This window comes from Vibrio sinaloensis (assembly GCF_000808535.1).
GTDB classification, from domain to species: Bacteria; Pseudomonadota; Gammaproteobacteria; order Enterobacterales; family Vibrionaceae; genus Vibrio; species Vibrio sinaloensis_D.
Map to the genome: position 1 here is coordinate 768,545 of NZ_JWLV01000001.1, position 25,858 is coordinate 794,402.

The 25,858-nt window shown below is 46.4% G+C and carries 21 protein-coding genes; 11 read left to right on the forward strand and 10 right to left on the reverse strand.

The window, feature by feature from the left end; genetic code table 11:
* The first annotated feature begins 3 nt into the window (after positions 1 to 3).
* Positions 4 to 1,692 (forward strand): ABC transporter ATP-binding protein, encoded by a 1,689-nt coding sequence (locus RJ47_RS03380; RefSeq protein WP_039481387.1) that lies wholly within the window; start codon positions 4 to 6, stop codon positions 1,690 to 1,692.
* A complete protein-coding gene (locus tag RJ47_RS03385; RefSeq protein ID WP_039481390.1) occupies positions 1,689 to 2,528 on the forward strand; it encodes an energy-coupling factor transporter transmembrane component T family protein in 840 nt (279 codons plus the stop codon). The genes RJ47_RS03380 and RJ47_RS03385 overlap by 4 nt, the downstream gene beginning before the upstream one ends.
* Positions 2,529 to 2,562: 34 nt before the next feature.
* On the opposite strand, the gene RJ47_RS03390 is transcribed toward RJ47_RS03385, so the two are convergent.
* A complete protein-coding gene (locus RJ47_RS03390) occupies positions 2,563 to 2,913 on the reverse strand; it encodes a GlpM family protein (RefSeq protein WP_039481393.1) in 351 nt (116 codons plus the stop codon).
* Between the two features lie 6 nt (positions 2,914 to 2,919).
* A complete protein-coding gene (locus tag RJ47_RS03395; protein WP_039481397.1) occupies positions 2,920 to 3,276 on the reverse strand; it encodes a hypothetical protein in 357 nt (118 codons plus the stop codon).
* Between the two features lie 304 nt (positions 3,277 to 3,580).
* Between RJ47_RS03395 and RJ47_RS03400 the strand changes: the two genes are divergently transcribed.
* A complete protein-coding gene (locus tag RJ47_RS03400; RefSeq protein WP_039481401.1) occupies positions 3,581 to 5,014 on the forward strand; it encodes a methyl-accepting chemotaxis protein in 1,434 nt (477 codons plus the stop codon).
* A 34-nt stretch (positions 5,015 to 5,048) separates the two neighbouring features.
* On the opposite strand, the gene RJ47_RS03405 is transcribed toward RJ47_RS03400, so the two are convergent.
* The gene (locus RJ47_RS03405) at positions 5,049 to 5,813 is read right to left on the reverse strand and encodes a ferredoxin--NADP reductase (RefSeq protein WP_039481403.1); all 765 of its coding nucleotides are present in this window, start codon (positions 5,811 to 5,813) and stop codon (positions 5,049 to 5,051) included.
* 207 nt (positions 5,814 to 6,020) lie between these two features.
* Here RJ47_RS03405 and RJ47_RS03410 point away from each other — a divergent pair, with 207 nt between their 5' ends.
* Positions 6,021 to 6,725 (forward strand): DUF445 domain-containing protein, encoded by a 705-nt coding sequence (locus RJ47_RS03410; protein ID WP_038135272.1) that lies wholly within the window; start codon positions 6,021 to 6,023, stop codon positions 6,723 to 6,725.
* Positions 6,726 to 6,782: 57 nt separating this feature from the next.
* On the opposite strand, the gene RJ47_RS03415 is transcribed toward RJ47_RS03410, so the two are convergent.
* The 6 genes from RJ47_RS03415 to RJ47_RS03440 all read right to left on the reverse strand — a co-directional run bounded on the left by RJ47_RS03415 (position 6,783) and on the right by RJ47_RS03440 (position 14,202).
* The gene (locus RJ47_RS03415) at positions 6,783 to 7,259 is read right to left on the reverse strand and encodes an Lrp/AsnC family transcriptional regulator (RefSeq protein ID WP_005470058.1); all 477 of its coding nucleotides are present in this window, start codon (positions 7,257 to 7,259) and stop codon (positions 6,783 to 6,785) included.
* Between the two features lie 118 nt (positions 7,260 to 7,377).
* Positions 7,378 to 7,608: a hypothetical protein gene (locus tag RJ47_RS03420; RefSeq protein ID WP_038135274.1), complete on the reverse strand. Its 231-nt coding sequence runs from the start codon at positions 7,606 to 7,608 to the stop codon at positions 7,378 to 7,380.
* A 174-nt stretch (positions 7,609 to 7,782) separates the two neighbouring features.
* On the reverse strand, positions 7,783 to 9,270 hold the full coding sequence (gene putP, locus RJ47_RS03425; RefSeq protein WP_038135276.1) for a sodium/proline symporter PutP: 1,488 nt from the start codon (positions 9,268 to 9,270) through the stop codon (positions 7,783 to 7,785).
* 90 nt (positions 9,271 to 9,360) lie between these two features.
* Positions 9,361 to 10,059 (reverse strand): 1-pyrroline-5-carboxylate dehydrogenase, encoded by a 699-nt coding sequence (locus RJ47_RS03430; protein WP_039481406.1) that lies wholly within the window; start codon positions 10,057 to 10,059, stop codon positions 9,361 to 9,363.
* A 20-nt stretch (positions 10,060 to 10,079) separates the two neighbouring features.
* Positions 10,080 to 13,199 (reverse strand): bifunctional proline dehydrogenase/L-glutamate gamma-semialdehyde dehydrogenase PutA, encoded by a 3,120-nt coding sequence (gene putA, locus RJ47_RS03435; RefSeq protein ID WP_039481408.1) that lies wholly within the window; start codon positions 13,197 to 13,199, stop codon positions 10,080 to 10,082.
* Between the two features lie 187 nt (positions 13,200 to 13,386).
* Positions 13,387 to 14,202: an AraC family transcriptional regulator gene (locus RJ47_RS03440; protein ID WP_038135284.1), complete on the reverse strand. Its 816-nt coding sequence runs from the start codon at positions 14,200 to 14,202 to the stop codon at positions 13,387 to 13,389.
* Between the two features lie 511 nt (positions 14,203 to 14,713).
* Between RJ47_RS03440 and RJ47_RS03445 the strand changes: the two genes are divergently transcribed.
* The 3 genes from RJ47_RS03445 (at position 14,714) to RJ47_RS03455 (ending at position 18,811) form a co-directional block, all read left to right on the forward strand.
* Entirely contained in the window at positions 14,714 to 15,808 is a 1,095-nt protein-coding gene (locus RJ47_RS03445; RefSeq protein WP_039481409.1) for a PEGA domain-containing protein, read from the forward strand.
* A 147-nt stretch (positions 15,809 to 15,955) separates the two neighbouring features.
* A complete protein-coding gene (locus RJ47_RS03450) occupies positions 15,956 to 17,782 on the forward strand; it encodes a formylglycine-generating enzyme family protein (protein ID WP_039481413.1) in 1,827 nt (608 codons plus the stop codon).
* A gap of 318 nt (positions 17,783 to 18,100) precedes the next feature.
* Positions 18,101 to 18,811, forward strand: a complete 711-nt coding sequence (locus tag RJ47_RS03455) for a PAS domain-containing protein (RefSeq protein WP_038188190.1) — start codon at positions 18,101 to 18,103, stop codon at positions 18,809 to 18,811.
* Between the two features lie 19 nt (positions 18,812 to 18,830).
* On the opposite strand, the gene pdxH is transcribed toward RJ47_RS03455, so the two are convergent.
* Entirely contained in the window at positions 18,831 to 19,466 is a 636-nt protein-coding gene (gene pdxH, locus RJ47_RS03460; RefSeq protein ID WP_038188187.1) for a pyridoxamine 5'-phosphate oxidase, read from the reverse strand.
* A gap of 207 nt (positions 19,467 to 19,673) precedes the next feature.
* Between pdxH and RJ47_RS03465 the strand changes: the two genes are divergently transcribed.
* From RJ47_RS03465 to RJ47_RS03480, 4 genes are read left to right on the forward strand one after another with little or no spacing between them, the layout of a single operon-like run.
* On the forward strand, positions 19,674 to 21,065 hold the full coding sequence (locus RJ47_RS03465; RefSeq protein ID WP_038212101.1) for an HlyD family type I secretion periplasmic adaptor subunit: 1,392 nt from the start codon (positions 19,674 to 19,676) through the stop codon (positions 21,063 to 21,065).
* 59 nt (positions 21,066 to 21,124) lie between these two features.
* Complete coding sequence (locus RJ47_RS03470; RefSeq protein ID WP_038135297.1) at positions 21,125 to 21,787, forward strand: transglutaminase-like cysteine peptidase; 663 nt, start codon at positions 21,125 to 21,127, stop codon at positions 21,785 to 21,787.
* A gap of 5 nt (positions 21,788 to 21,792) precedes the next feature.
* The gene (locus RJ47_RS03475; RefSeq protein ID WP_005469161.1) at positions 21,793 to 23,703 is read left to right on the forward strand and encodes an EAL domain-containing protein; all 1,911 of its coding nucleotides are present in this window, start codon (positions 21,793 to 21,795) and stop codon (positions 23,701 to 23,703) included.
* 14 nt (positions 23,704 to 23,717) lie between these two features.
* Complete coding sequence (locus RJ47_RS03480) at positions 23,718 to 25,832, forward strand: type I secretion system permease/ATPase (RefSeq protein WP_005469201.1); 2,115 nt, start codon at positions 23,718 to 23,720, stop codon at positions 25,830 to 25,832.
* Positions 25,833 to 25,858: the final 26 nt, after the last annotated feature.

Below are 25,858 nucleotides of genomic sequence, written 5' to 3' on the forward strand. Positions count from 1 at the left end.
TCAATGACTATTGAATTTTCTGACTTCTCTTTTAGATATGAGTCGCTGGACAAACCGACGCTTAAACATATCAATCTAAGGATAGAGAAAGGAGAGAAAATCGTCATTATCGGTCCAAGTGGTAGCGGAAAATCTACCCTTGGCCAATGCCTAAATGGGCTCATCCCCCATGCCATCAAAGGGGAAATAACGGGGCAATTGACCTTACACGGTCAGCAATGTGCCAAGCTCCAATTGCACCAAATCACCGAACAGGTCGGTACCGTCCTGCAAGATACTGACAGCCAGTTTGTTGGGTTAAGTGTCGGTGAAGATATTGCATTTGCACTCGAAAACCAGCAAGTTTCTAATGTTGATATGTATCCAATTGTCAAATCAACCGCCAAAATGGTTGAACTGGAAACGATGCTTGACCGCTCGCCGCAAGACCTCTCCGGAGGGCAGAAACAGCGAGTTTCGTTAGCGGGCATTTTGGTGGACGACGTCGACACGTTGCTCTTTGATGAGCCACTAGCAGCACTCGATCCAAAGACAGGTCGAAAAACAATTGAAATCATCGACCAGCTTCATCAAGAATCCGGCAAGACCATCATTATTATTGAGCACAGACTGGAAGACGTACTGCATCGCCCCGTTGACCGAATCATTCTGATGGAACAAGGGGAAATCATTGCCGACCTCACGCCTGATGAGATGCTTGCTTCGCCATTGCTGGCTGAGCATGGGATTCGTGAACCTCTTTACCTCTCTGCATTGAAAAGCGCGGGGTGCACCATACACGCAACAGATAAGCCCGCGAGTCTAAACCGCTACCCCATAGACCAGTGCCAATCTCAGTTTCTGCAATGGCGCAGTAACGTCGTTTCAGAGAATAACAACAGCGACAAACTACTTGAAATTTCAAACCTCACCTACTCGTACGATGGCGAACGAAACGCACTGGAAGAGGTTAGTTTTTCTATTCGACGCGGTGAATTTGTCTCTATTTTGGGGAAAAATGGATCGGGTAAGTCGACCATCACCAAATTGATCATGGGCGTGATTGCACCGGATGACGGAACCATTGCATTCAATGGTGAAGCGCTGCAAGAACTCTCTATCTTCGAGCGCAGCCAAAAAATTGGTGTTGTCATGCAAAACCCTAATCATATGATCTCTCACCATATGATTTTCGATGAGATCGCTTTTGGTCTGAGAAATAAGGGGCTAAGCGAAGAGAGAATCAAAGAAAAAGTGCTCTCGATTCTCGAGCTCTGCGGCTTAAGTAAGTACCGTAACTGGCCAATAGAAGCACTCAGCTACGGCCAGAAGAAGCGGGTCACTATTGCATCCATTTTGGCATTAGAGCCAGAACTTCTGATTCTAGACGAGCCCACTGCCGGCCAAGATTATCGCAACTACACCGCGATGCTTAACTTTATCCACAAACTCAATAGAGAGCTCGGGATAACGGTGATCATTATCTCTCATGATATGCATCTCGTTTTGGAGTACACGCAGCGTTCCATTGTGATCTGTGATAGCAAGTTGATTGCTGACGCACCGATGACGCAAGTGTTTAGCCAACCTGCGTTACTCGATAAAGCGAACTTGACCACCACAAGCTTGTACGATCTGGCGGAAAAGTTAGGCATCGATGACAAGAATGGGTTTATGCAGCACTTCATACAACTTGAGAATCACGTCGCATGAAAACGTCTAAAATGAAATTTGGCATCAGTTATGTCGATACCAAATCCCCCCTGCATGCGCTTAATGGCATTACTAAATTTGCACTCTTTATCGCTTGGGTAACCGTTGTATTAACAACCTTTGATCTCCGGCTAATTGGCCTCATGATTTTGATTGGACTTGGGTTATTAAAAATGACTCGAGTGCCACTCACCGTGTATAAACCGTTATTAATCGGAACGGCGAGCGTGCTGTCGCTCAATGCACTGTTTATGTTTTTGCTTGCGCCAAATCAGGGCTCCGAATATCTGGGCAGCACCACGCCATTGGTGACACTGCCTGGCCATTACTCATTAACGCAAGAAACCTTGTTCTATCTGATCACGGTCACTCTGAAGTACTTTAGTATGTTCCCGATTGCGTTAGTGTTTGTGTTTACCACGCACCCAACCGAGTTTGCCGCTAGCCTTAATCGTATTGGCGTACCTTACAAAATCGCCTACGCAGTCAGCCTGACACTGCGCTACCTGCCAGAAGTGAAAAACGACTTCGTCAACATCATGCATGCACAGCAAGCTCGCGGGCTGGACATTTCAAAAAATACGCCTTTGTTTCAGCGCTTGCAAAACGTATCAAAAATTTTGGGGCCGTTAATTTTCTCGAGCTTAGACCGAGCAGAAGAGATTTCAAACGCCATGACGTTAAGAGGGTTTGGCCGTCACAACAAACGGACTTGGTACAGCTACCGCCCACTTCAGAAGCAAGATATCGCTTGGTTACTCGTTATTGGGATAAGCGTTGTCGCAGCCATTGCGAAACGAATCACCGACACCGAACTTTTCTGGTATCCATTCTGATAAAAGGGCCTGACAGCAGTCAGGCCCTTTCGCTTTATGCAGGAGCCATTGCGGTCTTCGTCCACACGAGCATCAATGTTGCTGCCGCCACTAGCCATACGAGTGTCGCCCCACCTAATGTCGGAATTAAAGACCATCGGTAACTCAAGTAATATACGGCGATTAGATAGCCCGCGTAAGGCAACAACGAGTAGAGACCAAAAAGCGCGGTTAACCTCAGCTCTTCCATATTGCGCTCGGAGCCGACAATAAAATGGGCGATCAAGGCAAACGTTGGAAATAGAGGCACAAGACCTGCGATGTAAAAGTTCTTACTTTTTGACAGCAGCGCAATCAACACGACTGCACCAGCACCAAGCAAACTTTTGAAAAATAAAGAGACCATGGCGTGTCATGCTAGGTTGTTGAACAGTTCATCATCCGACATGTATTTATGCTTACTGCCCAAATTACGTAGATGCATAAACATAAAATCAGGAAAGCCAGGGGCGAGTAAATCATTTGGCTCCCAAACAATACCACCGACGAATACGTATCGACCTTGCTTTTCTTCGCTGTGCAGACTGTTGTTGAGCTCTGTTGAGAACTCTGGACGAACCCCTTCGATAACGCAGACGATCTGCCCTTTTGCAACACCGACAACGCGCTTGACTAGGTTAGCCTTAAAACCGCACTTCCAAGCCTGCCGAGTCGCCATTTCGAAACCGTGTTTACGAACGTTCTTGTGAATATTGACCACCAGATTCATCTCAACGCACCACCTATCAAGCCGTAATTCATTCCAGATTAGAGAGCAACAGCAGATAAGGCGAGTGAAATGTTCCCAGTAATTCTCACTCAGTGAAAATAATCTTGTATTCACCACGAATACGCCGACGTAACCAGAATCAAAAACCCAACAAATGTCACACTTATAAAACAACGCAAATATCTCATTGCATTATTATTTGAATAATGTCGCATAAATCTGTCGAATTTATCGATAACTTTAATAACTTTAATGACTCATAAAAATTCGACTCCGCTAGAGTCTGAATTGAGAGGAAAACACAATGAAAGAAGTCGATTTTAGGACCATAGATCGCCTGTTCATCAAGATGTCAATCAATGATAAGTTCTGGGTGATACTTGGCCTGTTTCTCATAACCGTTTCATTCCTAGCGGGAGGACGGTACTTGGATACGATCAAGCAAGCAGAAACAAGCCAGGTACAAGCTGCCCAAGTTCGGTTGGATACCCTCGTTTCGACGTTGGAACAGAACCAGCTTACGACGGTTTCCGATATTTCGCGAGTAACATCACGTCAGGAGTCGAACATCAGCAATGGCGTCATTTCGGTTTATCAAACCAGTCGAGACGGCAATCACTATGTATTGACTAGCCAAGTCAGCAATGCAGTTGCAGAAACAAAAACGCAAGCCCTTACCACCTTTTTACTTAGCTATTTATGGACTTTGCCGTTTGCTCTTTTCTGTTACTGGGTATCGACCTTTATTGGCGGCGCACTATGGGTGCTGTTCACGACAACTCAACGTATAGGAGAAGGCGATTTAACGTCTCGCTTAGGCTTTCATCCAGGAAGAGATGAGTTTGGTACCATTGGCTGTGCACTCGACAAAGCTATGGACACACTGAGTGACTTAGTCAACAACGTCAACCAAAACACTCAAACGCTGACAGACACCTCTGCCTCTTTCGAACAAGATATGAAGCAAAGCGAACAACAAGTCCGTAGCCAATACGCTTCACTGGACTCGGTTGCGACCGCAATGGAAGAGATGACGGCGTCTGCAAAAGAAGTATCCAACATATCTCGCCAATCCACCGAACAGACCGAAAATGATTCGAAACACATTGAAGGTAGCCATAAACGCGTTCTGTCAGCCATTAAAGAGATTGATACGCTCTCTCAGTACATCGCTCAAACTGAGAACTCGGTAACGAGCCTAAATGACAACACGACACAAATTAATGAAGTCATCACGACGATCAACTCCATTTCTGAACAAACCAACCTACTCGCGTTGAATGCAGCCATTGAAGCCGCACGGGCAGGAGAACAAGGTCGTGGCTTTGCCGTTGTCGCGGATGAGGTAAGAACGCTCGCAAGCCGGACTCAATCTGCCACCGTTGAAATCCAGTCCATGATTGAGAAGCTCCAGTCTGAAAGCCAAAACATTGCGACGATCACGTCTAAAACCGTTTCTCAGGCGCAAACAAGCAGCGATTTGATCGCCGCGATTGGTGAAGATGTTCAATCCATCGCACAGTCGGCGCAGTCATTGACAGAAATGAGTATTCAAATCTCAACCTCTGCGGAAGAACAAAGTGCAGTCGCCAATGATATCGCCGCAGAGTTGACCGACATCCGAACTCAGTCGAACGCCTTACGCACAGTGGCAGAGCAATCGTCTCAAGGGATTGAGAACTTAACTGCCACAGCCATATCACTTTCGCAAATATTGAAGCAGTACCGCACACAATAAACGAAAATCCCTGTCATACATGACAGGGATTTTTTTACCAATATCGCTCATAAATGATCTGCCCACCCGTGGCTCGCCGATGTTTCTCGAGGCCAAAGCTTTTTAACACCTCGACAGACTCTTTAATCATATCTGGGTTGCCGCACAACATTGCAAAGCTCTCTTCTGCGCTAAGATTGACGCCCGCTTCCTTTTGCAGTGTTTGGTTGGAGAGCAACTGCGGTATACGCCCATACAAAGCGCTGTCCAACTGTTCACGCGAAACAACGGGGACATACTGCAAGCGGCCATCATATTGCTCAATCAATGTTTCTATCAAGTAACGATAAACCAAATCTTTTTCTTGGCGGACGGCATGAACAAGCACAATGTGCTCGCAACCCGGCCTGACGTTAATATCATCAAGCAGCGAAAGAAAGGGACCGATACCCGTGCCAGTAGCAAGCAGCCATAAGTTTTGAGTGTTTTTTGGAATCGAGCTTAGAGTCAAATCGCCATACGCTTTGTTACTCACGTAAATGGTGTCCCCTTCTCTCAGTTGCTGCAGTAAAGGGGATAAGGATCCTTCAGGATTTGCAACAATTAAAAACTCCATCATGTCACTGCTGTTTAAAGGAGCGTTAACAATAGAGTAAGGCCGTGCTACCAGTTGTTCGTCTTGGCTTAGTAGTGCCAATTTCACGTATTGACCCGCTTGAAATCGAACAGAAGCACCACCGAGTCGTAAACTGAACAACGAGCTTGTCCATTCAGTACGACGTTCAACGTGGGCTTGAGAAAAACCATCGAGTGCTGCCATCACAGTTCCTCCAATTGGTTAACTATTTTTTAACTTACGCCCTGTCGTCTTAGTTGTAAAATCCCTTGTCTATCAAGTTATTGTGGATCACATTTATTTAACAAAGAGACAACGTTAAAGGAATTAACCTCAAACTGTGATATTTAGCGTTCTACTCGGTTTGAGATATACTGCGCTCCATAAATCCACTCCATAACTAGATGTTTAATGAATAAGAGCTTACTCACCAACATTATTGCGTTAGCCCTACTTGCTGGAGGCTATCAAACCGATAATCAAATCGCCTTTTATGCGGGCCTTTTTGCTTTCTCAGGTGCCATTACTAACTGGTTAGCCATTCACATGCTGTTCGAAAAAGTACCGGGATTATATGGTTCGGGTGTGATTCCTGCGCGCTTTGAAGAGTTTAAAGCGGCCATCAAAAACTTGATGATGGAGCAGTTCTTTACCCAAGAGAATATCGATAAGTTTCTGAACAAAGAAATGGCTGGCGGTAAGTCGTTAAATCTTGAGCCTGTCATTGAAAAGATTGACTTCAATCCTACCTTCGACTCCCTTGTGGATGTGATCGCCAACTCTCAATTTGGTGGCATGATTGCTATGTTTGGCGGCGCCGAAGCACTCCAACCTCTCAAGCAACCTTTTGTCGAGAAAATGCAAGAAGCCATCGTTGACATGAGCCAGAGCGATACGATTAAAGAAGCGCTAAAGGAGCAGTTTGAGGCCCCCGCTATGATGGAAGAAATTCGCGGCAATGTTGAAAACATCATCGACCAACGCCTAAATGAACTAACGCCAAAATTGGTCAAAGAAATGGTGCAAAAGATGATCAAAGAACATCTTGGCTGGTTAGTGGTTTGGGGAGGTGTATTCGGCGGTGCGATTGGTGTCGTGTCATCCTTCATCGCATAATACTCTGTGAAAAAACAACAAAGGGAGGCTGGTGCCTCCCTTTTCATTCTTGGTGAATCAAAGCTTACTGATCAAATCCGCATTCACACCAAAGCTGGTTTTGTGCTCTTCTATTACAACTTCACTGCGCGTTTGAATAACGCCGGGTAAAGTGCCAAGCTTTTTCGACATAAAGTATTGATACGCCTTCATGTCTTTGACTCGAACTTTAATCATGGTATCGAAATCTCCAGACAACGAGTAACACTCTTCGATTTCAGGAATGTCAGACACCACATCTGCAAACTTTTCAAAGATAGAAAAACTGGTTTGATCGAGGCGGATATGGATGAACACTTGCACGTCTAAACCGAGCTTTTCAGGATTTAACTCAGCGTGGTAGCCTTTAATATAGCCTTCTTTTTCGAGACGTTTTACGCGGTCGGAGCAAGGAGAAGTGGTTAAGTTAACTTGCTTAGCTAACTCGACAATAGGTAGCCTGCCTTTGAGGTTTAAGGTACGTAGAATTTCACGATCAATTCTATCTAGGTCCATGTAACACTCTTATTATTGGTTATTATTCTGACCAATAATAAGCGAATAGCCCTCTACACACCTAGAGACAAATAGAATCTAAGCGTGATTTTGGTGATTAGGTCACTCACCCCAAAGTTTAGGCGGCTTTTACACCAGAAAAACCATCTGAGCTCACCACATCTGCTTGCGTGTTGCATACTCGACAAAAGCACTGCTTCTCCATTTTCATGTAGTGCGCACCTTGAAATACGGTTGCAAAAAAACAAGCCAGACTTTTTACCATTGATTGATGCTCTTCCTCACAACGCTTCATGACAATTTTATGCGCTGTCATTTTGTTGCAGCAATGGCAGTAAACCTGTGGCATTGGAACTCTCCCTGTATCTGGTGTGGTTATTGATAGTGGACATAGTTGTAAGGCCTTGGTTCCCTTTGCTCAAACTTTAGTGTGCAATTTGTGAAGCATGTTCAATTCCTGACCAACAAATAAAAAAGCCCCTGAAACTTTTCCGTTTCAGGGGCTTTTAACAGACCAGTACGATTAGTCTAATTCGACTAGCTGTTTCTCAAATTTTGCGTGCTGCGCTTTCACTGATTCTTCAGGTTCACCTGTCAGCAAGCTCACTACCACAATTGAAATCGTCGAGAAAATAATGCCCGGTACAATTTCGTAAACATCAAACCAACCGCCACTCAGTTGCTTCCATACTACGATAGTAATACCACCAACCAGAATACCCGCCAACGCACCATTGCGGTTCATGCGAGCCCAGTACAAGCTTAGAATTAACGCAGGGCCGAATGCCGCACCAAAGCCAGCCCATGCATAAGACACAAGGCCAAGAACGGAGCTGTCTGGCGTCATTGCAAGCACAAGAGCAACAATGGAAATACCAATTACCGCAATACGGCCAACCATAACGATCTCTTCAGATGAAGCATCTTGCTTGAACACTTGCTTGTAGAAGTCTTCTGCAAGCGCAGACGAAGAAACCAATAGTTGTGAATCGGCTGTACTCATTACCGCCGCCAGAATTGCCGCCAGAAGAATGCCGGCAATCACAGGGTGGAACAACGAGTTAACCAAAAGCATGAAGATCTTCTCACCATCATCAACCGTTACACCGGAGTTGTTCACGTAGATTAGACCAACAATACCAACGAGCATCGCACCAAGCATAGACAGCGCAGTCCAAATAACGGCAATACGACGAGCTGTCGTTAAATCTTTGTTGGTACGCGTCGCTTTGAAACGCGCTAGAATGTGTGGCTGACCAAAGTAACCAAGACCCCATGCAACAAGCGAAATGATCGCAATGGCAGAAAGTGGCTCACCTTTTGAGTCATTCCATAGTGTCAATAGCTCTGGGTTGATGTTTTCTAGCTGACCACCAAGATCGCTAAATCCACCTTCCATAGCCGCGATCGGTACGATCATTAATGCTGCCGCCATCAACAGGCCTTGCACCAAGTCCGTCCAAGATACCGCAAGGAAGCCACCGAACAAGGTGTACGACACAACACACACGGTGCCAATCACAACCGCCGTCGTGTAATCCAAACCAAATACAGTTTCAAACAACTTACCACCAGCTACCAAGCCAGAACTTGTGTAGAAAAGGAAGAACAGAAGAATGAAGAAAGCAGAAATTACTTGAATCATCTTTGATTTGTCGTTGAAGCGGCGCGACAAGAACTCAGGCAAGGTCAACGCATCGGTTGTAATCGAGTACGTGCGCAGTCGCTTGGCATTAATCAACCAGTTGAGCCATGTACCTACAAGTAGACCACCCGCTAGCCAAAACGCTTCAATACCCGCTGCGTACGCATACCCCGGAAGCCCCAATAGCAGCCAACCACTCATGTCTGACGCCCCTGCGGAAAGCGCCGCAGGCCAAGGGCCAAGTGAGCGTCCACCCAAGAAATAATCCGATGAGTTTTTCGTTCGTTGATACGCAATAACGCCTATTGCCAGCATCAAAATTAGATACGCAATAAACGTGGTCGTAATAGCAAAGCTATTTTCCATGTGATTTGTCCTCTTTTAAACGATCGCCTTCCCTAAACGCCCCAACCTGTAATTATCAAAATAGTCGTTGGGGCTATACACGGAAAAGGATTAGTGAGTGTCGCTACCAAGTTCTAGCAAGGTCGCGTTACCACCCACCGCTGTTATATTTATTGTGCGTGTGCGCTCGGTAATGAAACGCAACGAGAGATGTGGATCATGGGCAACGGGAGTTGCGTTGAGATCCGTTTCAGAAACTAAGCCAACGATGGCTCCTTCACGTTTCGCAAGTTGACGGTTGATACTACGTTCAACTTCAACATTACCTACATAACCGACACTACGTACGTCAGACTCCAGCAGCTGATGATAGGCATCTAAAGAAGCAAACTGTACTAGGTTGGTAGGTAAAGAAGACTGCGTGTAAGCAGCTTCAAGGTCTTTGCAAAGCTCGGCATCATCACTACAAAAGATGACACTGTTGCCCGCAATAAGCGCCGCGGTCATTTGCGCAACCGCCGCGTTTTTTGCTGGTTGCGTCGCATCACCTTGGATGATCAAAGCGACGCCACGTCCAGCAGTGTACAACTCGTTGGTTTCCCCAGTAGGGCCAATAAGTTGATGAGTTTCAGCAAGCAAAGTAGACGCTTGCTCGATGTGGAAAGAGACCACAGCCCCAAGCGACGCTTGGTTTTGCTGCAGCGATTGCTTAAAAGCAAGTAGGCACTCACTTTTTGAATCAAAATCGGTCAGATTCCAGTTTTCCCAAGCAGAAAAAGCATCAGAAAAACGAGTGACTTGATGAACCATAATTATTCTCCTGCCTGAACTTAAGAAAAGGTTGCTTGCGTGAAACGGAACAAGTAATGCGGACCACCCGCTTTTGGCCCCGTTCCTGACAACCCTTGGCCGCCGAATGGTTGAACACCAACAACAGCGCCAACTTGGTCGCGGTTGATGTAGCAGTTACCCACTCGGGCGTGCTTCTCAATCCAGCGATAAGTCGTCTCGTTACGGCTGTGGATACCCATCGTCAAACCAAATCCAGTGTGATTGATTTGCTCAACAACTTGCGCCAGCTCACTCGCTTTAAAGCGAACGATGTGCAAGATAGGACCAAATTGCTCCTCTTTCAGGCAAGAGATGTCACGGATTTCAAAGGCACTCGGCGCGACAAAGTCGCCATGCTCATGCTCGTCTGAAAGCGCTAGCTGAGCGACTTTCTTTTCCGTTGATAACATCAGTTCGATGTGCTTAGTCAACTTCGCTTTGGCCGTTGCGTCGATCACAGGGCCAACATCTGTAGAGTGAAGGTAAGGCTTACCGACCGAAAGTTCCTGCATCGCGCCTTGGATTAGGGCAACAATGCGATCCGCGATGTCCTCTTGAACATACAGAACACGAAGAGCACTACAACGTTGACCTGCCGATGCAAACGCAGAGCGAATCACGTCACGAACGACCTGTTCAGGCAGTGCCGTACTGTCGACGATCATCGCGTTCTGACCGCCAGTTTCAGCAATAAACGGAACTGGCGCAGCATCACGCTGGGCTAACGTTTGGTTAATGCGCTGAGCGGTTGCCGTTGAGCCAGTAAACGCCACACCAGCTATCGCAGGGTGAGAAGTAAGTGCAGAGCCAATCTCGGCGCCGCGGCCCGTCAATAGCTGAACAGTGCCCGCAGGGAATCCGGCTTCATGCATTAGCGCCACAGCGCGAGCGGCAATCAGACTCGTTTGCTCCGCAGGCTTGGCAACGACAGTATTACCCGCGACTAACGCGGCCGTCACTTGGCCAAGGAAAATAGCCAGCGGGAAGTTCCAAGGGCTGATGCAGACAAACACACCGCGTCCTTGACGTGAAACTTGGCGAGTTTCACCATCAAAGCCTGTAATAGATAATGCCGCCAACGCGTCGACCTGTTTCGCGTAGTAGCGACAGAAATCCACCGCCTCACGAACTTCGTCGATGCTGTCATGGATGGTTTTTCCTGCTTCCTGATGACAAAGTGCCACCAGCTCCGCGAGATGTTCCTCAAGCAAATCCGCCAGCTTCTCTAACTTTTCACCACGCTGTTGCGGCGACGTCGTTTGCCAACCCTCAAATGCAGCATGTGCTCCTTCAATCGCTTCGGAAACATGATCAAGGTTTGCAAAGGCAACCTGACCAACTTCAATTCGGCGATCGTAAGGTGCTTTGACAAGCTCAACATTGATGTTTTCCTTGATCATGCTTTCGGCATAATCGTGACCATTAATGACTGGAGCCGCCTGCCATTGCTTATCTAGGAAGCGCTCGACTTCCGCTTCAAACGGTTTCGCTTCACTCTCAATATCAACGTTGACGCCGATTGAGTTCTTGCGCTCAGGGAAAACAGCAGGGGGCAGTGGAATTTGCGTATTGTTCAGGGTATCGAATGCTTTTAGCATATCCACAGGGTGTTGCGTTAACGACTCGACAGGACATCTTGCATCCACAAGACGATGAACAAAGGAGCTGTTGGCACCGTTTTCTAGCAGTCGGCGAACCAAGTAAGGCAGTAAATCTTTGTGGCTGCCCACAGGTGCATAGATACGAACTGACTGCTGATAAGCTTCCATCGCATGGTTGTAGAGCGAATCGCCCATACCGTGTAAACGTTGGAACTCAAAATCTTTGTGTTTAGCCATAACCGCGATAGACGTTACTGTCTGAGCGTTGTGGCTAGCAAACTGTGGGAAAATATTGCCACGTACATTGTCGCTTAAAAGAAACTTCGCGCAGGCTAAATACGCCACGTCGGTCGCTTCTTTACGCGTGTATACCGGATAGTTTGCGTAACCTGCTTGCTGTGACCATTTGATCTCACTATCCCAGTAGGCACCTTTCACTAGACGAAGTGGAATTTGATCGCCCTGCTCTTTCGCCAGTCCGTTTAACCAGACTAACACCGGTAATGCACGTTTTGAGTACGCTTGAACCACCAAGCCAAACTTACCCCAGCCTTTAACCAGTTCGCTGCGATACACTTTCTCGAACAGTTTAAGAGACAACTCCAAACGATCCGCTTCTTCTGCGTCAATCGTGATCGCGACATCTAGCTCAACCGCTCGGCTAAGGAGTTGTTGTAACGTATCGTACAACTCAGTGAGAACACGCTCTTCATTCGCGACTTCATAACGCGGGTGCAGCGCAGAGAGCTTGATAGATACCGAAGGCGCAGGGCTTGTTTCAAGGCCGTACTTGTCGCGACCAACGGCTTCGATGGCCATTAAGTAGTCTTTGAAGTACTTATTCGCATCAGCGGTCGTCAATGCCGCTTCACCGAGCATGTCGTATGAGTAGGTAAAACCTCGGTCGCGATTCGAACGTCCATTTTTCTGCGCTTCTGCAATGCTGCGACCAAGAACAAACTGATGTCCCATCACTTTCATGGCTTGATGCATTGCTTTGCGAATCACCGGCTCAGACATTTTGTTGACTAGGCGATTAACCGCACTTACCGGGCTTTGAGCTTCACCCTCAGAAAGACCAACCACTTTACCGGTTAGCATCAAACCCCAAGTCGAGGCATTCACAAAGACCGAATCTGAATTCTTCAGGTGAGATTTCCAGTCCGCCACTGTCAGCTTGTCGCGAATCAACGCATCCGCCGTAGCCGCATCCGGAATACGCATTAAGGCTTCTGCCAGACACATCAACAAAATGCCTTCCTGAGTATCAAGGCTGTATTCAAGCAGCAGTGCGTCGATCATTTGAATCGACTTTTTATCTGCACGAATCGCTTCAATTAACTCAGTGGTTTTTTGGGTAATTTGCGCTTTCTCAGCGTCAGTTGGCATCGCCAAAGGCAACAGTTGTTCTAGCCATTGTGATTCGTCCACCATATAAAGTGGCGAGATCAGTGACCAAAGCTTTTCAAGCGGCTGCTCGACAAACTCAGTGTTCAACACATCAGTTGCTGTAAACATGCGTTTTCCTCAATCTCACACCTGACAATCGATCAGGTTTCCTACAATGGCATGCAGTGTATTTTGAGCGTGAGAGGAATACTTGTCAAAAACTCCGAGCTTTTTGCTAAAAACTCTGTTTTTTAACAAAACAAAAACAGAATCACACCAAATTAAGCAATATTATATTCGGTTTGTGCTTGCAGTTTTAACCAATTCTTTTCTTATAGGCTGAAGGTGAAATACCTTGAAGACGAGAAAAAGTGTGCGTGAAAGTACTTTGCCCTGAGAATCCCGTAAGCTCTGCCACTTGTCCGAGTGATAGGTTACCCTGCGCAATAAGCTGTTTCGCCATATCAATACGTTTGCTCAGCACATATTGGTGTGGCGTAATCCCCATTTGCTCCTTGAACAGATTGTGAAACTGACTTTCACCGAGGAAGACACTGCCCGCTAACTGAGCGACACTGATTTTCTGGCTCAAATGCTGCTCGATGTAGCGGTCAATCGCATCGAGATCAAAACGGGACTCTTTTCGCAACGTTTCAAAAGAAGACATGTGACGATGCAGTAATGCAATTACCGTGTCATTGCAAGCACGGCTTAACAGCAAATCCTCAGGACTGGACTGCATCTCTAGCACCAGCATCTGGATGAGTTTTTGAATCTGACCATCGAGCTGAAAGTAAGTGTCACGATCATTGAGCTCATTGAGCTTTTGAAGCATTAATGGGTCGTCATCACTCGCTATAGGCATATTGAGAACCAAGATATCGGATTGACCGACAACCCCGCCAAATGCATGCCCTGATCCGGAAGTCACCACGCAACCTTGGCCGGGGCCAACATAGTTACCCTGCCCATTGACTTCAAATTCCGCTTGCCCCTTTAGCCCTATCACAATTTGCGTGTAGCTGTGGTCATGACACTCCATGTAAGAAGGGAGAGTCACCAATTCTGCCGGTTTCGGTGACAACTTATTGGCAGCATCGGGCGTGATGAGGGGTTTAGGAGGTAGATGCATAGAACACCACACAAATAGGACGGTCAGTAAGCAAATGGTATAACAAAATCGCGAAGATTCGAAATCCCTATCATCGAATACCAAATCAAATGCATAAAGCCTGACCGTTCTTTTCTTTGCAAATCGATAGCTTAGAAGAGAAATCAACAAAATCTTCCTCACCGGAAGAATGATCAAGTGCACATAATTTACGGTCAATGTGCCTTCTATCCATTAACTGATTTCCAGATTCGAATTTGCCACTTGAATATTTCTTTAATACTCACAGAATGGTTCGACGACTTTCCTGATTTTCTAGAAACTTGTGTTAGAATCGCAGGCTGAGTTTAGCCAAGAGTGCTAAAAAGGACGAATCGATATCTCTGAAAGGCAAACGTGCAAAGGAGTGTCAATTGTTTGTCTTAAACATCTATCTGTCCGCTGGCTGTGGTTGTCTATTCAACATTCACGCCCCATAAAGCAGACTGAGTTTTGAGATTAGTGTATTAAACATTATATGTTGCAGGGACTTATGAACAAACGTCGCCTCCCAGCGCTTCTACTAGCGCTAACCCCTTTTTGGGTTTCGACTTCAATATTTGCGGAAGAATCTGCCCCGTCAGACCCTGTTGCCGCAATAGAAATCAAGATAAAGCAAAAAGAATCTGAACTTGATTCCGTGACCAATGAAGTCAGTGCGGAAACAGAACAGTTAAGACAGCTACAAAGTGAAAAAAATCGCTTGAAGCGTGCAGAGCAAGAGCTGATCGTGAAACGAGACCGCGCAAAAGCCGCTCTGGATACGCAATATACCCGATTGCTTGAAGACCCAGGCTTGGACTTAGCGTCGTACCAAAATGAGTACCGCCAATCATGGGCTGCGGTAAAAGAGACCCAGCAAGCACAGCTTGAGAATAGACAAGCGATCGCCGAGAGCGAAATGCGCGTAGCTTCTATCAATCAAAAACACGCCCGTTTGAAATCTGAATTTTCATACTTGAAAGAGCAAAAGGTAGACGCGCGTGTCAAACGTTTAGATCGTGAACTGCGTGACAGCAGTGTGCTTGAGACAAGTTACACAACAACCTGTTCGGCGACCATGACGTTGGGTGAGTGTTCAAACCAAGGTCAATACCTTACTAAGCAAAAAGCCGTAAAGATTTTCAAATCGCAGCTGCTTGATGGTGTCACTGAGTCCCACACAGCGAAAGAAAACGCTAAAGATGTTCAGCTCAATGTCATCGTGCAAGAGTCTCAAGTGATCCGTTCAAGCTTTGAAGGCACGAATCAGTACTTCACCCAAATCCAAGCTCAGCTGCGCGCTCGTCCAGACAAAAGCACAGCGTGTAAGCTACTTAACGTCTCGACTCGATACTGCCTTAAAAACGCCAAGAAAAAGGATAAGAAAATCGACAAGAGTTGGGTAAACGTGACTGTTCGCTCTGACCAATACGACGATTCTGTGACCATCAACGGCATCAGTTACGGCAGCACACCGGTTGAAGTCGTCCTACCAAAAGGTCAGCACCAAGTGACGGTATCGAAGAATGGTTTCCAATCCTACAATCGGATCATTACCATCAATTCGAACGATACCGTGTGGGTGAAACTGCGTCCTAACGGATAATATTGAGTAAAAGACCAACACAATTCACAAAGATGAGTAAAAACGCCACTTTGATTCTCAGTTATCTAATGATAATTTGAGACCAAAGTGGCGTTTTCGTTTAGAATGAGCCAATTAACTTAATTTTTTGGATGTAGAAGAAAGACAATGCGATTCGGTTTCTCGACCCTTTTGCTAGCATTATCTCCGACCTTGATGGCGTCGTATGCTCAAGCACAAGAAACGCCAACATCATTGATGGAAATCGATGACCAGATTTTTACTAAACATTCGGAGTTAGTGACTTTTGAGCAGTTCAGGGATGGACAACAAGAGCTCGTTAATCAGCAGCAGAGTGAAATAAAGCGCCTCAAGGCTGAAGCTGCGACTCTAGCGGCAAAATTCGAGGATGCAAAAGTTAAACTCAAGCGCGACTACGAGCGCATGATTAATGATCCCAACATCGATATTGCCGCTTCTCAAGCCGCCTACCAAAACGCGTGGCAAAGTGTTAAAGACAATCAAGATCAAACGCTATCAGCGCAGCATCGTCTTGCTGAGCTCGAAGCGGATCTTGTCACTAAGCAAGCAGAAATCAAAACCATCAAGCGTTTGATTGAAAACCTTGAAACCGCCAAATATCGCGCTCGTGCAGAACGCTTGGCGCAAGAGCTAAACCAACATAAAAAGATTTCCGTCAGTTTCACCAACCGCTGTGCTGACTCGATGACATTTGCTCAATGTGAAAGCCAAACCAAAGAGCTGGCGCTGCAAAAAGCCGTCAAAGAGTTTCGCTTGTCACTGTTAGAGAAACTTTCTGAAACCAATGTTGTAAAAGCTAACCTGCACAAAGCGTCTATCAACATCCACGTTCTCGATCATCAAACGCTTGAAAGCGGCTTCCAAGATGGAATGCGTTACAGAAGCTTGATGGACGTCGAAATGGAGTCTCGCCCAGATAAAAGTACCGCTTGCCGCCTGCTGGATCTTGATAAGCAATACTGCCTATCTAAAGGGCAAAGCAATGGCAATAACGCGGCAGTACAACAGGAAGTGGCGTGGGTGAACGTGTCAGTTCGCTCAAACTTGTACGATGATAACGTCTTGATTGATGGTGTATCCTACGGTTCAACCCCCGTAGAGGTCATGCTACCTATTGGCGAACACACAATTTTAGTTGAGAAAGAAGGTTACTACCCATTCAGCAAAAGTGTTGAAGTGGGCTCTGACTTCGCAATTCGTGCTGAGCTAAAAGAGAGAACCAACCAACCGAGATCGGGAGACAAGTTTGCCGACTCTCTCGCCAATGACACCAAAGCTCCAGAGATGATTACCGTATTGAAAGGCCAATACCTTGTCGGTCAAAATGCAGCAGAGCGCGTTAACCTTGATCATGCTTTCGGTATCGGTGCAACGCCTGTTACTGTTAATCAGTTTAAGTTTTTTGTCGAACAAACCAACTATAAAACGGATGCGGAGCTGAAAAACACCTGTACTGCATTGATTGATGGCGAGGTAACGCCACTATCAAAAAGCAGTTGGAAAAATCCTGGCTTTAAACAGTACCCGAACTCACCGGTGGTGTGTGTCAGCCAGAATGACGCGAAATCCTATGCCAAGTGGCTAAGTAAACAGACGGGAGCCAAATATCGTCTGCCAACGGCACAAGAGTGGGAAATTGCAGCTCGAGCCGGAAGCCAAACCAAATACTGGTGGGGCAACACATTCGAAACCGGTAAGGCAAACACCGGCTGGAGTGGGACTCCTTGGTCTAATGTGAGTACCGCACCAGTCAGTGCATTCGCGCCAAACAAACTGGGTATGTACGATGCAGTGGGCAACGTATGGCAATGGACCAACGGCTCAAGTGGTATCGCCAAAGGTGGTGCATGGAACTTTTCGCCTGAAATGGCCGCCGCCGATCAGCAGTTGATTCTTTCAACGTTTACCGCATCTAACTACCTCGGCTTCCGAGTTGTGCGTGAATTAAACTAACACACTTCACTCAAACACGAGTAAGGGGGGGATTTCCCCCCTTTTTTGTTCCCGCGTACTAAGTAAAATGTCTATAGAGTCAATCTAATGCCAAATCTGTGCTAGCGAAATATTCCGCCAATTACAGAAACGGCTTTTAGGTCGCTCGGTATCTATTGATACGTCTATTCCAGCTAATATTGGCAATAGAACCTCTTCTACACGTCGACAAGAGTCATCTTGTGTTTGCCAGTCACTCTGTGTCTGGCATTTTTTATTCCTTTGCAACAGGGCCTTAAGCTAGAATCTCAGGGTTGCTCTATGAGGTGCATATAAGAAGTGAGTCCGCATTTAGTCTCCTTATTTAATCAGTTACCCGGATACTGGGGATGCAAAGACCAGAACTCCGTGTTTGTTTACGCAAATCTTGCCTACGCTCAACTTGTCGGTTTGGAAAGTCCTGATCAGTGTATCGGTCTAAGCGATCATGAGATCCCTAGCCCAACATCACGCTGTGCGGAAGATTTTCGTAGCCAAGACATCTATGTAATGGAACATCGCACCAGTCTAAAGGTGCTCGATATCCATCCTTATCCGGATGGGCGGTGGCGAGCTCATATTTTTATCAAAACGCCTTGGTACAACGAACTGGGTGAAGTGCAAGGGTCGATATTTTATGGGCAAGATTTGTCAGACACGGCAATTTTGGAGGTCGGGCACTGGATATGTCGTGCAACGGGATTATCAGACGACTCAATGCTGTCGTTAAAGAGCCCTCAAACAGAACTGCCTCTTAAACTTTCTCCTCGAGAATCAGAAGCATTGTTCTTGCTACTGTACGGGAAAAAGCCAAACTACATTGCAAAAGTGATGAACATTTCGATTAAAACGTTAGAAAGTCATGTCGCGCGGTTAAGAGCAAAGTTTGGCGCGCATACCAAAGCGCAATTAATCGATCTTGCCTTAGAGAGAGGATTCGGCTCTCAAATACCGCATACTTTGTTGAGAAAACAGATTTCGGTGGCGCTCAATACAGAATACGCCGCATAAGCGGCGTATTTTCAATGCACTAAGGTGCTAAACGGTCAATGTGCCAAGCCTCAGCTTCTTTCGAGAAGAGGAATCGATCATGCAAGCGGTGTTCACCTCCTTGCCAAAACTCTATCGACGTCGGTTTGATACGGAAACCACCCCAGAAACTCGGTACAGGAATCTCGCCTTTTTCAAATTTCTGCTTGAGCTCTAGAAACTTACCCTCAAGCACACCGCGTGCAGAGATACGGCTGCTTTGTTTACTGGCAATTGCCGCCAACTGGCTATCTTTTGGTCGCGACGAGAAGTATTTCATGTTTTCTACCACGGATAGTTTCTCGGCAACGCCTGTGATGTGAACCTGACGCTCCATTGGATGCCATGGGAAATGAAGACTGACTTTCGCATTGACCTCTATTTGAGAAGCCTTACGACTGCCTAGGTTGGTGTAAAAGACAAACCCCTGCTCATCAACATGTTTAAGCAAGACGATGCGCTGGAATGGCTGCCCAGATTCATCCACGGTTGCCACTGTCATGGCCGTCGGGTCAGTCAGCTTGGCCTCAATTGCTTGTTTTAGCCATAAATCAAACTGCTGAACAGGATCGGCGAGCAGATCTTTTCTTCTAAGACCGCCTTTGGTGTATTCGCGGCGAATATCTTCAAGTTCCATCTTATCTCCTGACGAAATTTTTTGCCTGATTGTGAGCTCTAATTTAGGAGAACTCAAGCATGAAACTCGATACAAACACTACACTTAATCATGCAATGTAAGAAAGAGAAATTGCATACTGAAAGGCGATTATGACAGCAAATTCTTAACATTTGCATCAGACAGTAATAAAATCAATAAAATAACCTAATTTTACAAGGATCACCAATGAGTAAGAGCGGTTACAATAAGCTTACTCCTGACGAGCTAGAGTATGTCGACGACAAAACAGCGGCACTGCTATTGAATACGCCTAACAGCGCTCGAATCATGCTTTGGATTATGGTGCTCTTTTTCGTACTTGCCGGTGTATGGGCATCTTGGGCTCAAATCGACAAAGTCACCGTTGGACAAGGCAAGGTCGTTCCCTCTTCACAAATCCAAGTGGTTCAAAACCTTGAGGGGGGGCTGATCAAAAACATCTTGGTCCAAGAGGGGCAAAAAGTCGAAAAAGGACAACAACTGCTGCTTATTGACGACACGCGTTTCCGCTCAGATTTCCGTGAGCGAGAGCAGCAAGTCGCCAACTTAACGGCAAGCGTTATGCAACTTTCTGCGTCGATTACCAGTGTGGCGATCAACGAAGACTTCGACAACAACACATGGCAAAACAACGTCCTGATTAACTTCAACAAACTCGCTTTCCCACCACAACTATCTGAGAGCAAGCCTGAACTCGTGGCACGTCAGCGTGCAGAGTATCGACAAGATCTCGACAAGTTGAGAAACCAGATCTCTGTTGTCGATCAGCAAGTGAAGCAGAAACAGCAAGACCTGATCGAGATCCAAGCTCGCGTCCGTAACCTAAGAGACAGCTACAATTTCGCCAAAAAGGAGCTCGATATTACCAAGCCCCTTGCCGATGAAGGGGTTGTACCAAAAATTGAGCTGCTCAAACTGCAAAGGCAAGTTAATGATACCCGACGTGAACTCACATCCAGTGAACTCAAGGTTCCTGTGCTAAGATCGGCCATTCGTGAAGCCATGCTTAGCCGCATTGATATCGCACAAAAGTTCCGTTCAGAGCAACAAGAAAAGCTCAACCAAGCTCAAGATAAGCTCTCTGCGATGACAGAGTCCGCTGTAGGGTTGGAAGATAGAGTCAACAGAACCATCGTCACCTCTCCAGTTACGGGCACGGTAAAAACTCTCTACATCAATACCGTTGGTGGGGTCATTCAACCGGGTATGGACATTGTCGAAATCGTACCGAGTGAAGATACCCTGCTCGTTGAGGCAAAAATTGCACCTCAAGATATCGCCTTCTTACGCCCCGAACTGCCCACTATTGTTAAGTTCAGCGCCTACGATTTCACCAAATATGGTGGTCTAGAGGGGACACTTGAACACATCAGTGCCGATACCACTACCGATGAAGAAGGCAACAGTTTCTACTTGGTACGAGTAAGAACCAAAGAGACAAGCCTAAACAAAGATGAAACTTTGCCAATTATTCCAGGCATGACCGCATCTGTTGATATCATCACTGGTAAACGCACGGTCATGGAGTATCTGCTAAAGCCAATCCTTGGTGCCAAAAACAATGCTTTGAAGGAGTGATGCATTATTCTATGTTCATACCAATACAGATGCCCAAATCAAACGACAATAGTGCTTAAATGAAATATCTCTATTTAGCACTCCTGCTTTTGATTGCCTCAACTACATCGTTTGCTCTTAATACCCAAGAGCAACGTTGGGTTGAGGCTGTGCGTAACACGTATGGTGATCGCGCCGCTCGCCGAGTAGAAACATGGCGTAAAGAAATGGCAGCTTACCGCTCTCTCTCTGAACGACAGCAGCTTACCGAGGTAAATCGCTTTTTCAATCAGCTCAACTTTGTCAACGATGACCGCTTGTGGGGCAAAAACGACTACTGGGCAACGCCTCTCGAATTTCTTGGCAGTAACGCCGGCGATTGTGAAGATTTTACCATTGCGAAGTACTTCTCCTTACTCGAGTTAGGAGTCTCAGACAAGAAACTCCGTTTAGTGTACGTTAAAGCCATAGAGTTAAATCAGTTTCATATGGTTCTCGCTTATTACTCCAAGCCAAGCGCAGAACCGATTCTACTCGACAACATTGACCCAGAAATTAAGCGGGCGTCGAAGCGACGTGACCTGCTACCGATATACAGTTTTAACGGTAAAAACCTGTGGTTAATGAAGTCGAAACAAGGACAGTTAGCAGGGAAATCATCCAGATTGAGTTTATGGAATGATCTCCGTGCTCGCGAGAAATCGCTAAAACTAAACAAACCCATAGTCAATTATGATGAGTAGGCAATATGACGTTATATAAACAGCTTGTCGCGGGAATGATTGCTGTAATCTTGATGCTACTGATCTCGGTGTTTATCATCGAGTTTGATACCACTCGAGATAACCTAGTACAGCAACAACAGTCGGAAGTGAACAACACCATTAATACGGTCGGTTTGGCTCTCGCTCCCTACCTAGAAAAGCGAGACACCGTTGCTGTTGAGTCGGTAATTAACGCACTGTTTGATGGCAGTAGCTATTCGGTCGTGCGACTGATCTTTCTCGATACTGGGGAAGAGATTCTGCGCTCGTACCCAATCAAACCCAACAATGTGCCTCAATGGTTCACTGACCTTCACCTGTTTGACAAAATCCACGATCGTCGTGTTGTCACCAGTGGCTGGATGCAATTGGCCGAAGTTGAAATTGTTAGCCATCCTGGAGAAGCCTATGCTCAGCTGTGGAAAGCATTCGAACGATTGGTGATTGCGTTTTGTATCATTATGCTGATTGGCCTGTTCTCGATTTCATTTATTCTTAAACGCGCGCTTAAGCCTCTCAATCTTATCGTAAACAAAATGGAGCAAGTGGCGCGCAATCAATTTGGCGACCCACTTCCCCGCCCTGCTACGCAGGACCTTATCTATGTTGTTGATGGCATCAACAGTATGTCTTCTCAGCTTGAAAAGTCCTTTAAAGCGCAAGCAAAAGAAGCGCAACAGCTTCGTGAAAGAGCCTATGTTGATCCAGTTTCAGGATTGGGTAACCGCGCCTTCTACATGAGCCAATTGAGCTCTTGGCTAAGCGAAGGCGGATTTGGTGGCGTTGCTATTCTTGAAGCGAGCTTCATTCGTGAGCTCTACGACGACAAAGGGTATGAATTTGGTGATGGTATGGTTCGTGAACTAGCTGACCACCTGAAAGTGTCGTTAACTTCACCAAACGTTACCTTAGCTCGCATATCTACAGAGGAGTTCGGTTTCATCCTTCCGAATATGGACAATACCGAGCTGAAACTTATCGCTGACAGTATCGTCACCTACGTTCAAGACATCAACTCCGACCCTACTGGCATGGCGACATCGAGCATTGCGCTTGGCGTCGTCCACAATGAAACCTCGGTTAATACCAGTGAAGTATTGACTATGCTCGATAACGCACTGGCAACCGCAAAAGCTAACCCTGAGATTTCTTACGGCTACATTTCTGCTGCCAATCACGACAACCTTATGGGCAAACAGCAATGGAAAACCTTGGTGGAAGAAGCGATCAACAACGATTGGTTCACCTTCCGCTTCCAAGCAGCCAATAATTCGTGGGGACAAACATTCCACCGCGAAGTGTTCTCGGCCATTGAAAAAGATGGCGAGCGCTATAGCGCCAACCAATACTTGTTTGCACTAGAGCAGCTTAACGCTAGCCATGTGTTTGATGAATACGTAATCGAGTCCATGGTTAAACGCATCAAGGAAGGGGAAGTCTCTGAACCTGTCGCGATCAACATTGCTCAAACAAGTATCTCTCAACCAAGTTTCATTCGATGGGTAACCCAACTGCTCAACAAAAACAAAGCATGTGCGGGTCTGCTTCATTTTGAGATTCCTGAAAACTGTTTTATCAACTCCCCACATCACACTGCACTATTTTGTAATGCGGTTCGTGCAGCGGGTGCAGATTTCGGTGTCGACAACTATGGACGAAATTTCCAATCACTCGATTACATCAATGAGTTCCGTCCTGCGTATGTGAAACTGGATTATCTTTACACGCATCACTTAGATGATGAGAAGCAGAAGTTCACCTTGACCTCTATTTCACGCACAGCTCACAACCTAGGTATCAAGACCATCGCTTCTCGTGTCGAAACTCAAACTCAGCTCGACTTCTTGTCTGAGCACTTTATTGAAGTCTTCCAAGGCTTCATTGTAGATAAATAGGAAAAAGGTATAGCATGCAGGATCCGCTATTAAATTCGCTTATCTACGTAAGCCGTTACTATGGCTTAGCGAATTCTCCGGAGGCATTGATCAATGGTTTACCGTTGGCCGACGGAAAGCTCACTCCTTTTCTATTCCCGCGCTCTGCTGAGCGTGCGGGCTTGGTAGCGAAAGAAAACAGAGCACCACTAAAAGACATATCACAACTGGTCTTGCCGGTCGTGTTGCTGCTTAAAAGTGGCGATGCTTGTGTTCTAAACAGCATCAATGACGACAAAAGTGAAGTTGAAATCGTTACCGGAGATTCAGGCTTAGTCCCTGTATCTATCAGTTGGAGCGACCTCGAAGAACAATACATTGGTCGCTACTTCTTAGTCAAAAAACAGTTTCGCTATGACGAACGCTCTCCCGAAGTATTGGAAACCAAGAAAGGTCACTGGTTCTGGAGTACCATTTGGCAGTCGAAGCACATCTACCGTGACGTACTAATCGCGTCGATTCTGATTAACTTATTCGCGGTCGCGGCGCCGATGTTTACGCGCTTAGTCTACGATAAAGTGGTGCCAAACCTCGCTTTTGAAACACTTTGGGTATTAGCGAGCGGTATCTTTGTCATTTTCTTGTTTGACCTGTGCCTGAAGTTGATGCGCAGCTACTTTATTGATGTCGCGGGCAAGAAGTCCGACATACTGATCTCATCTAAGCTGTTTAGTAAAGTGATGGGGATTCGAATGGAAGCAAGGCCACCCTCAGTCGGTGCGTTTGCCCGTCACTTACAAGAGTTTGAGTCCATTCGAGAGTTCTTTACTTCAGCGACGATTGGTTCCTTGATTGATCTTCCGTTCGCATTACTCTTCTTGCTACTGATCTGGCTGATGGCTGGCAACCTCGTTCTCGTGCCTATCGTCGGCGTGTTGATTTTGGTGATTTACTCACTGCTAATCCAAGGACCATTGCGTCATACCATTGAAGAAGGTTCACGCTTGGCCTCGCAAAAATACGCTAACCTGATCGAGAGCCTTGCCGGACTCGAGACAGTAAAGCTGTTTGGCGCGCAAAGCCAGTTCCAGTTCCGTTGGGAAGAAGCGGTGGCTCATATGGCCAACTGGAACGTCAAAAGCAAAAGGATTACTGACGGAATCCAAAATACTGCAGGCTTTGTTCAGCAAGCATCGAACGTTGGCATGATTATCCTTGGGGTTTATCTGATTGCAGAAGGCGAATTAACCATGGGTGGGCTAATTGCGGCCACCATGCTAAGTGGCCGTGCCATTGGCCCTATGGTTCAGTTGTCTCTGTTATCGACACGCTATAACCAAGCGAAATCCTCCATGTCGATCATTGAGCAAGTCATGAGCATGCCGGATGAACAAGAAGAAGGGAAACGCTACATCCATCGACCTATCGTCCACGGTAAAATTGAACTGGATAAAGTGACTTTCCACTACCCTGACTCTCCGGTCGCGTCGGTTAGAGACTTGAGCTTAACTATCCAGCCCGGAGAGAAAGTCGCGATTATCGGTCGTATTGGTTCAGGGAAAACCACCCTAGAACGCCTAATTATGGGTTTATACCAGCCGACGGAAGGTCACGTTCGTATCGACGACACCGATATCCAGCAATTGCACCACATTGATGTTCGACGCAACATCGGTTGTGTACCACAAGATAGCCAGCTTTTTTATGGTTCTATCCGCGACAACATCACCCTAGGGCGACCTCTGGCCGATGATCGAGATGTGATGGACGCAGCAAATCGAGCGGGTGTTACCGTGTTCACTCAACAAGACCCTGCTGGTCTGGAGCGTCAGGTAGGTGAAGGTGGCATGCTATTGTCTGGAGGACAACGTCAAGCAGTGACCATTGCGCGCGCACTGCTAGGCCGTCCACCTGTACTTCTTATGGATGAACCAACCAGTGCCATGGACAACCGTTCAGAAATGCACATCAAACAGCAACTCGCTCAGCTTAAGCAAAGTGAGACGCTGATTTTGATCACTCACAAGACCTCTATGCTCGATGTCGTCGACCGAGTGATTGTGATGGAAAAAGGTTGCGTGATTGCTGATGGGCCAAAACATGAGGTACTAAACAACCTCAAACAAGGTAAGGTAAGAGCGGTCAACTAACCATTTCGAGAACTAAAAAAGCCATT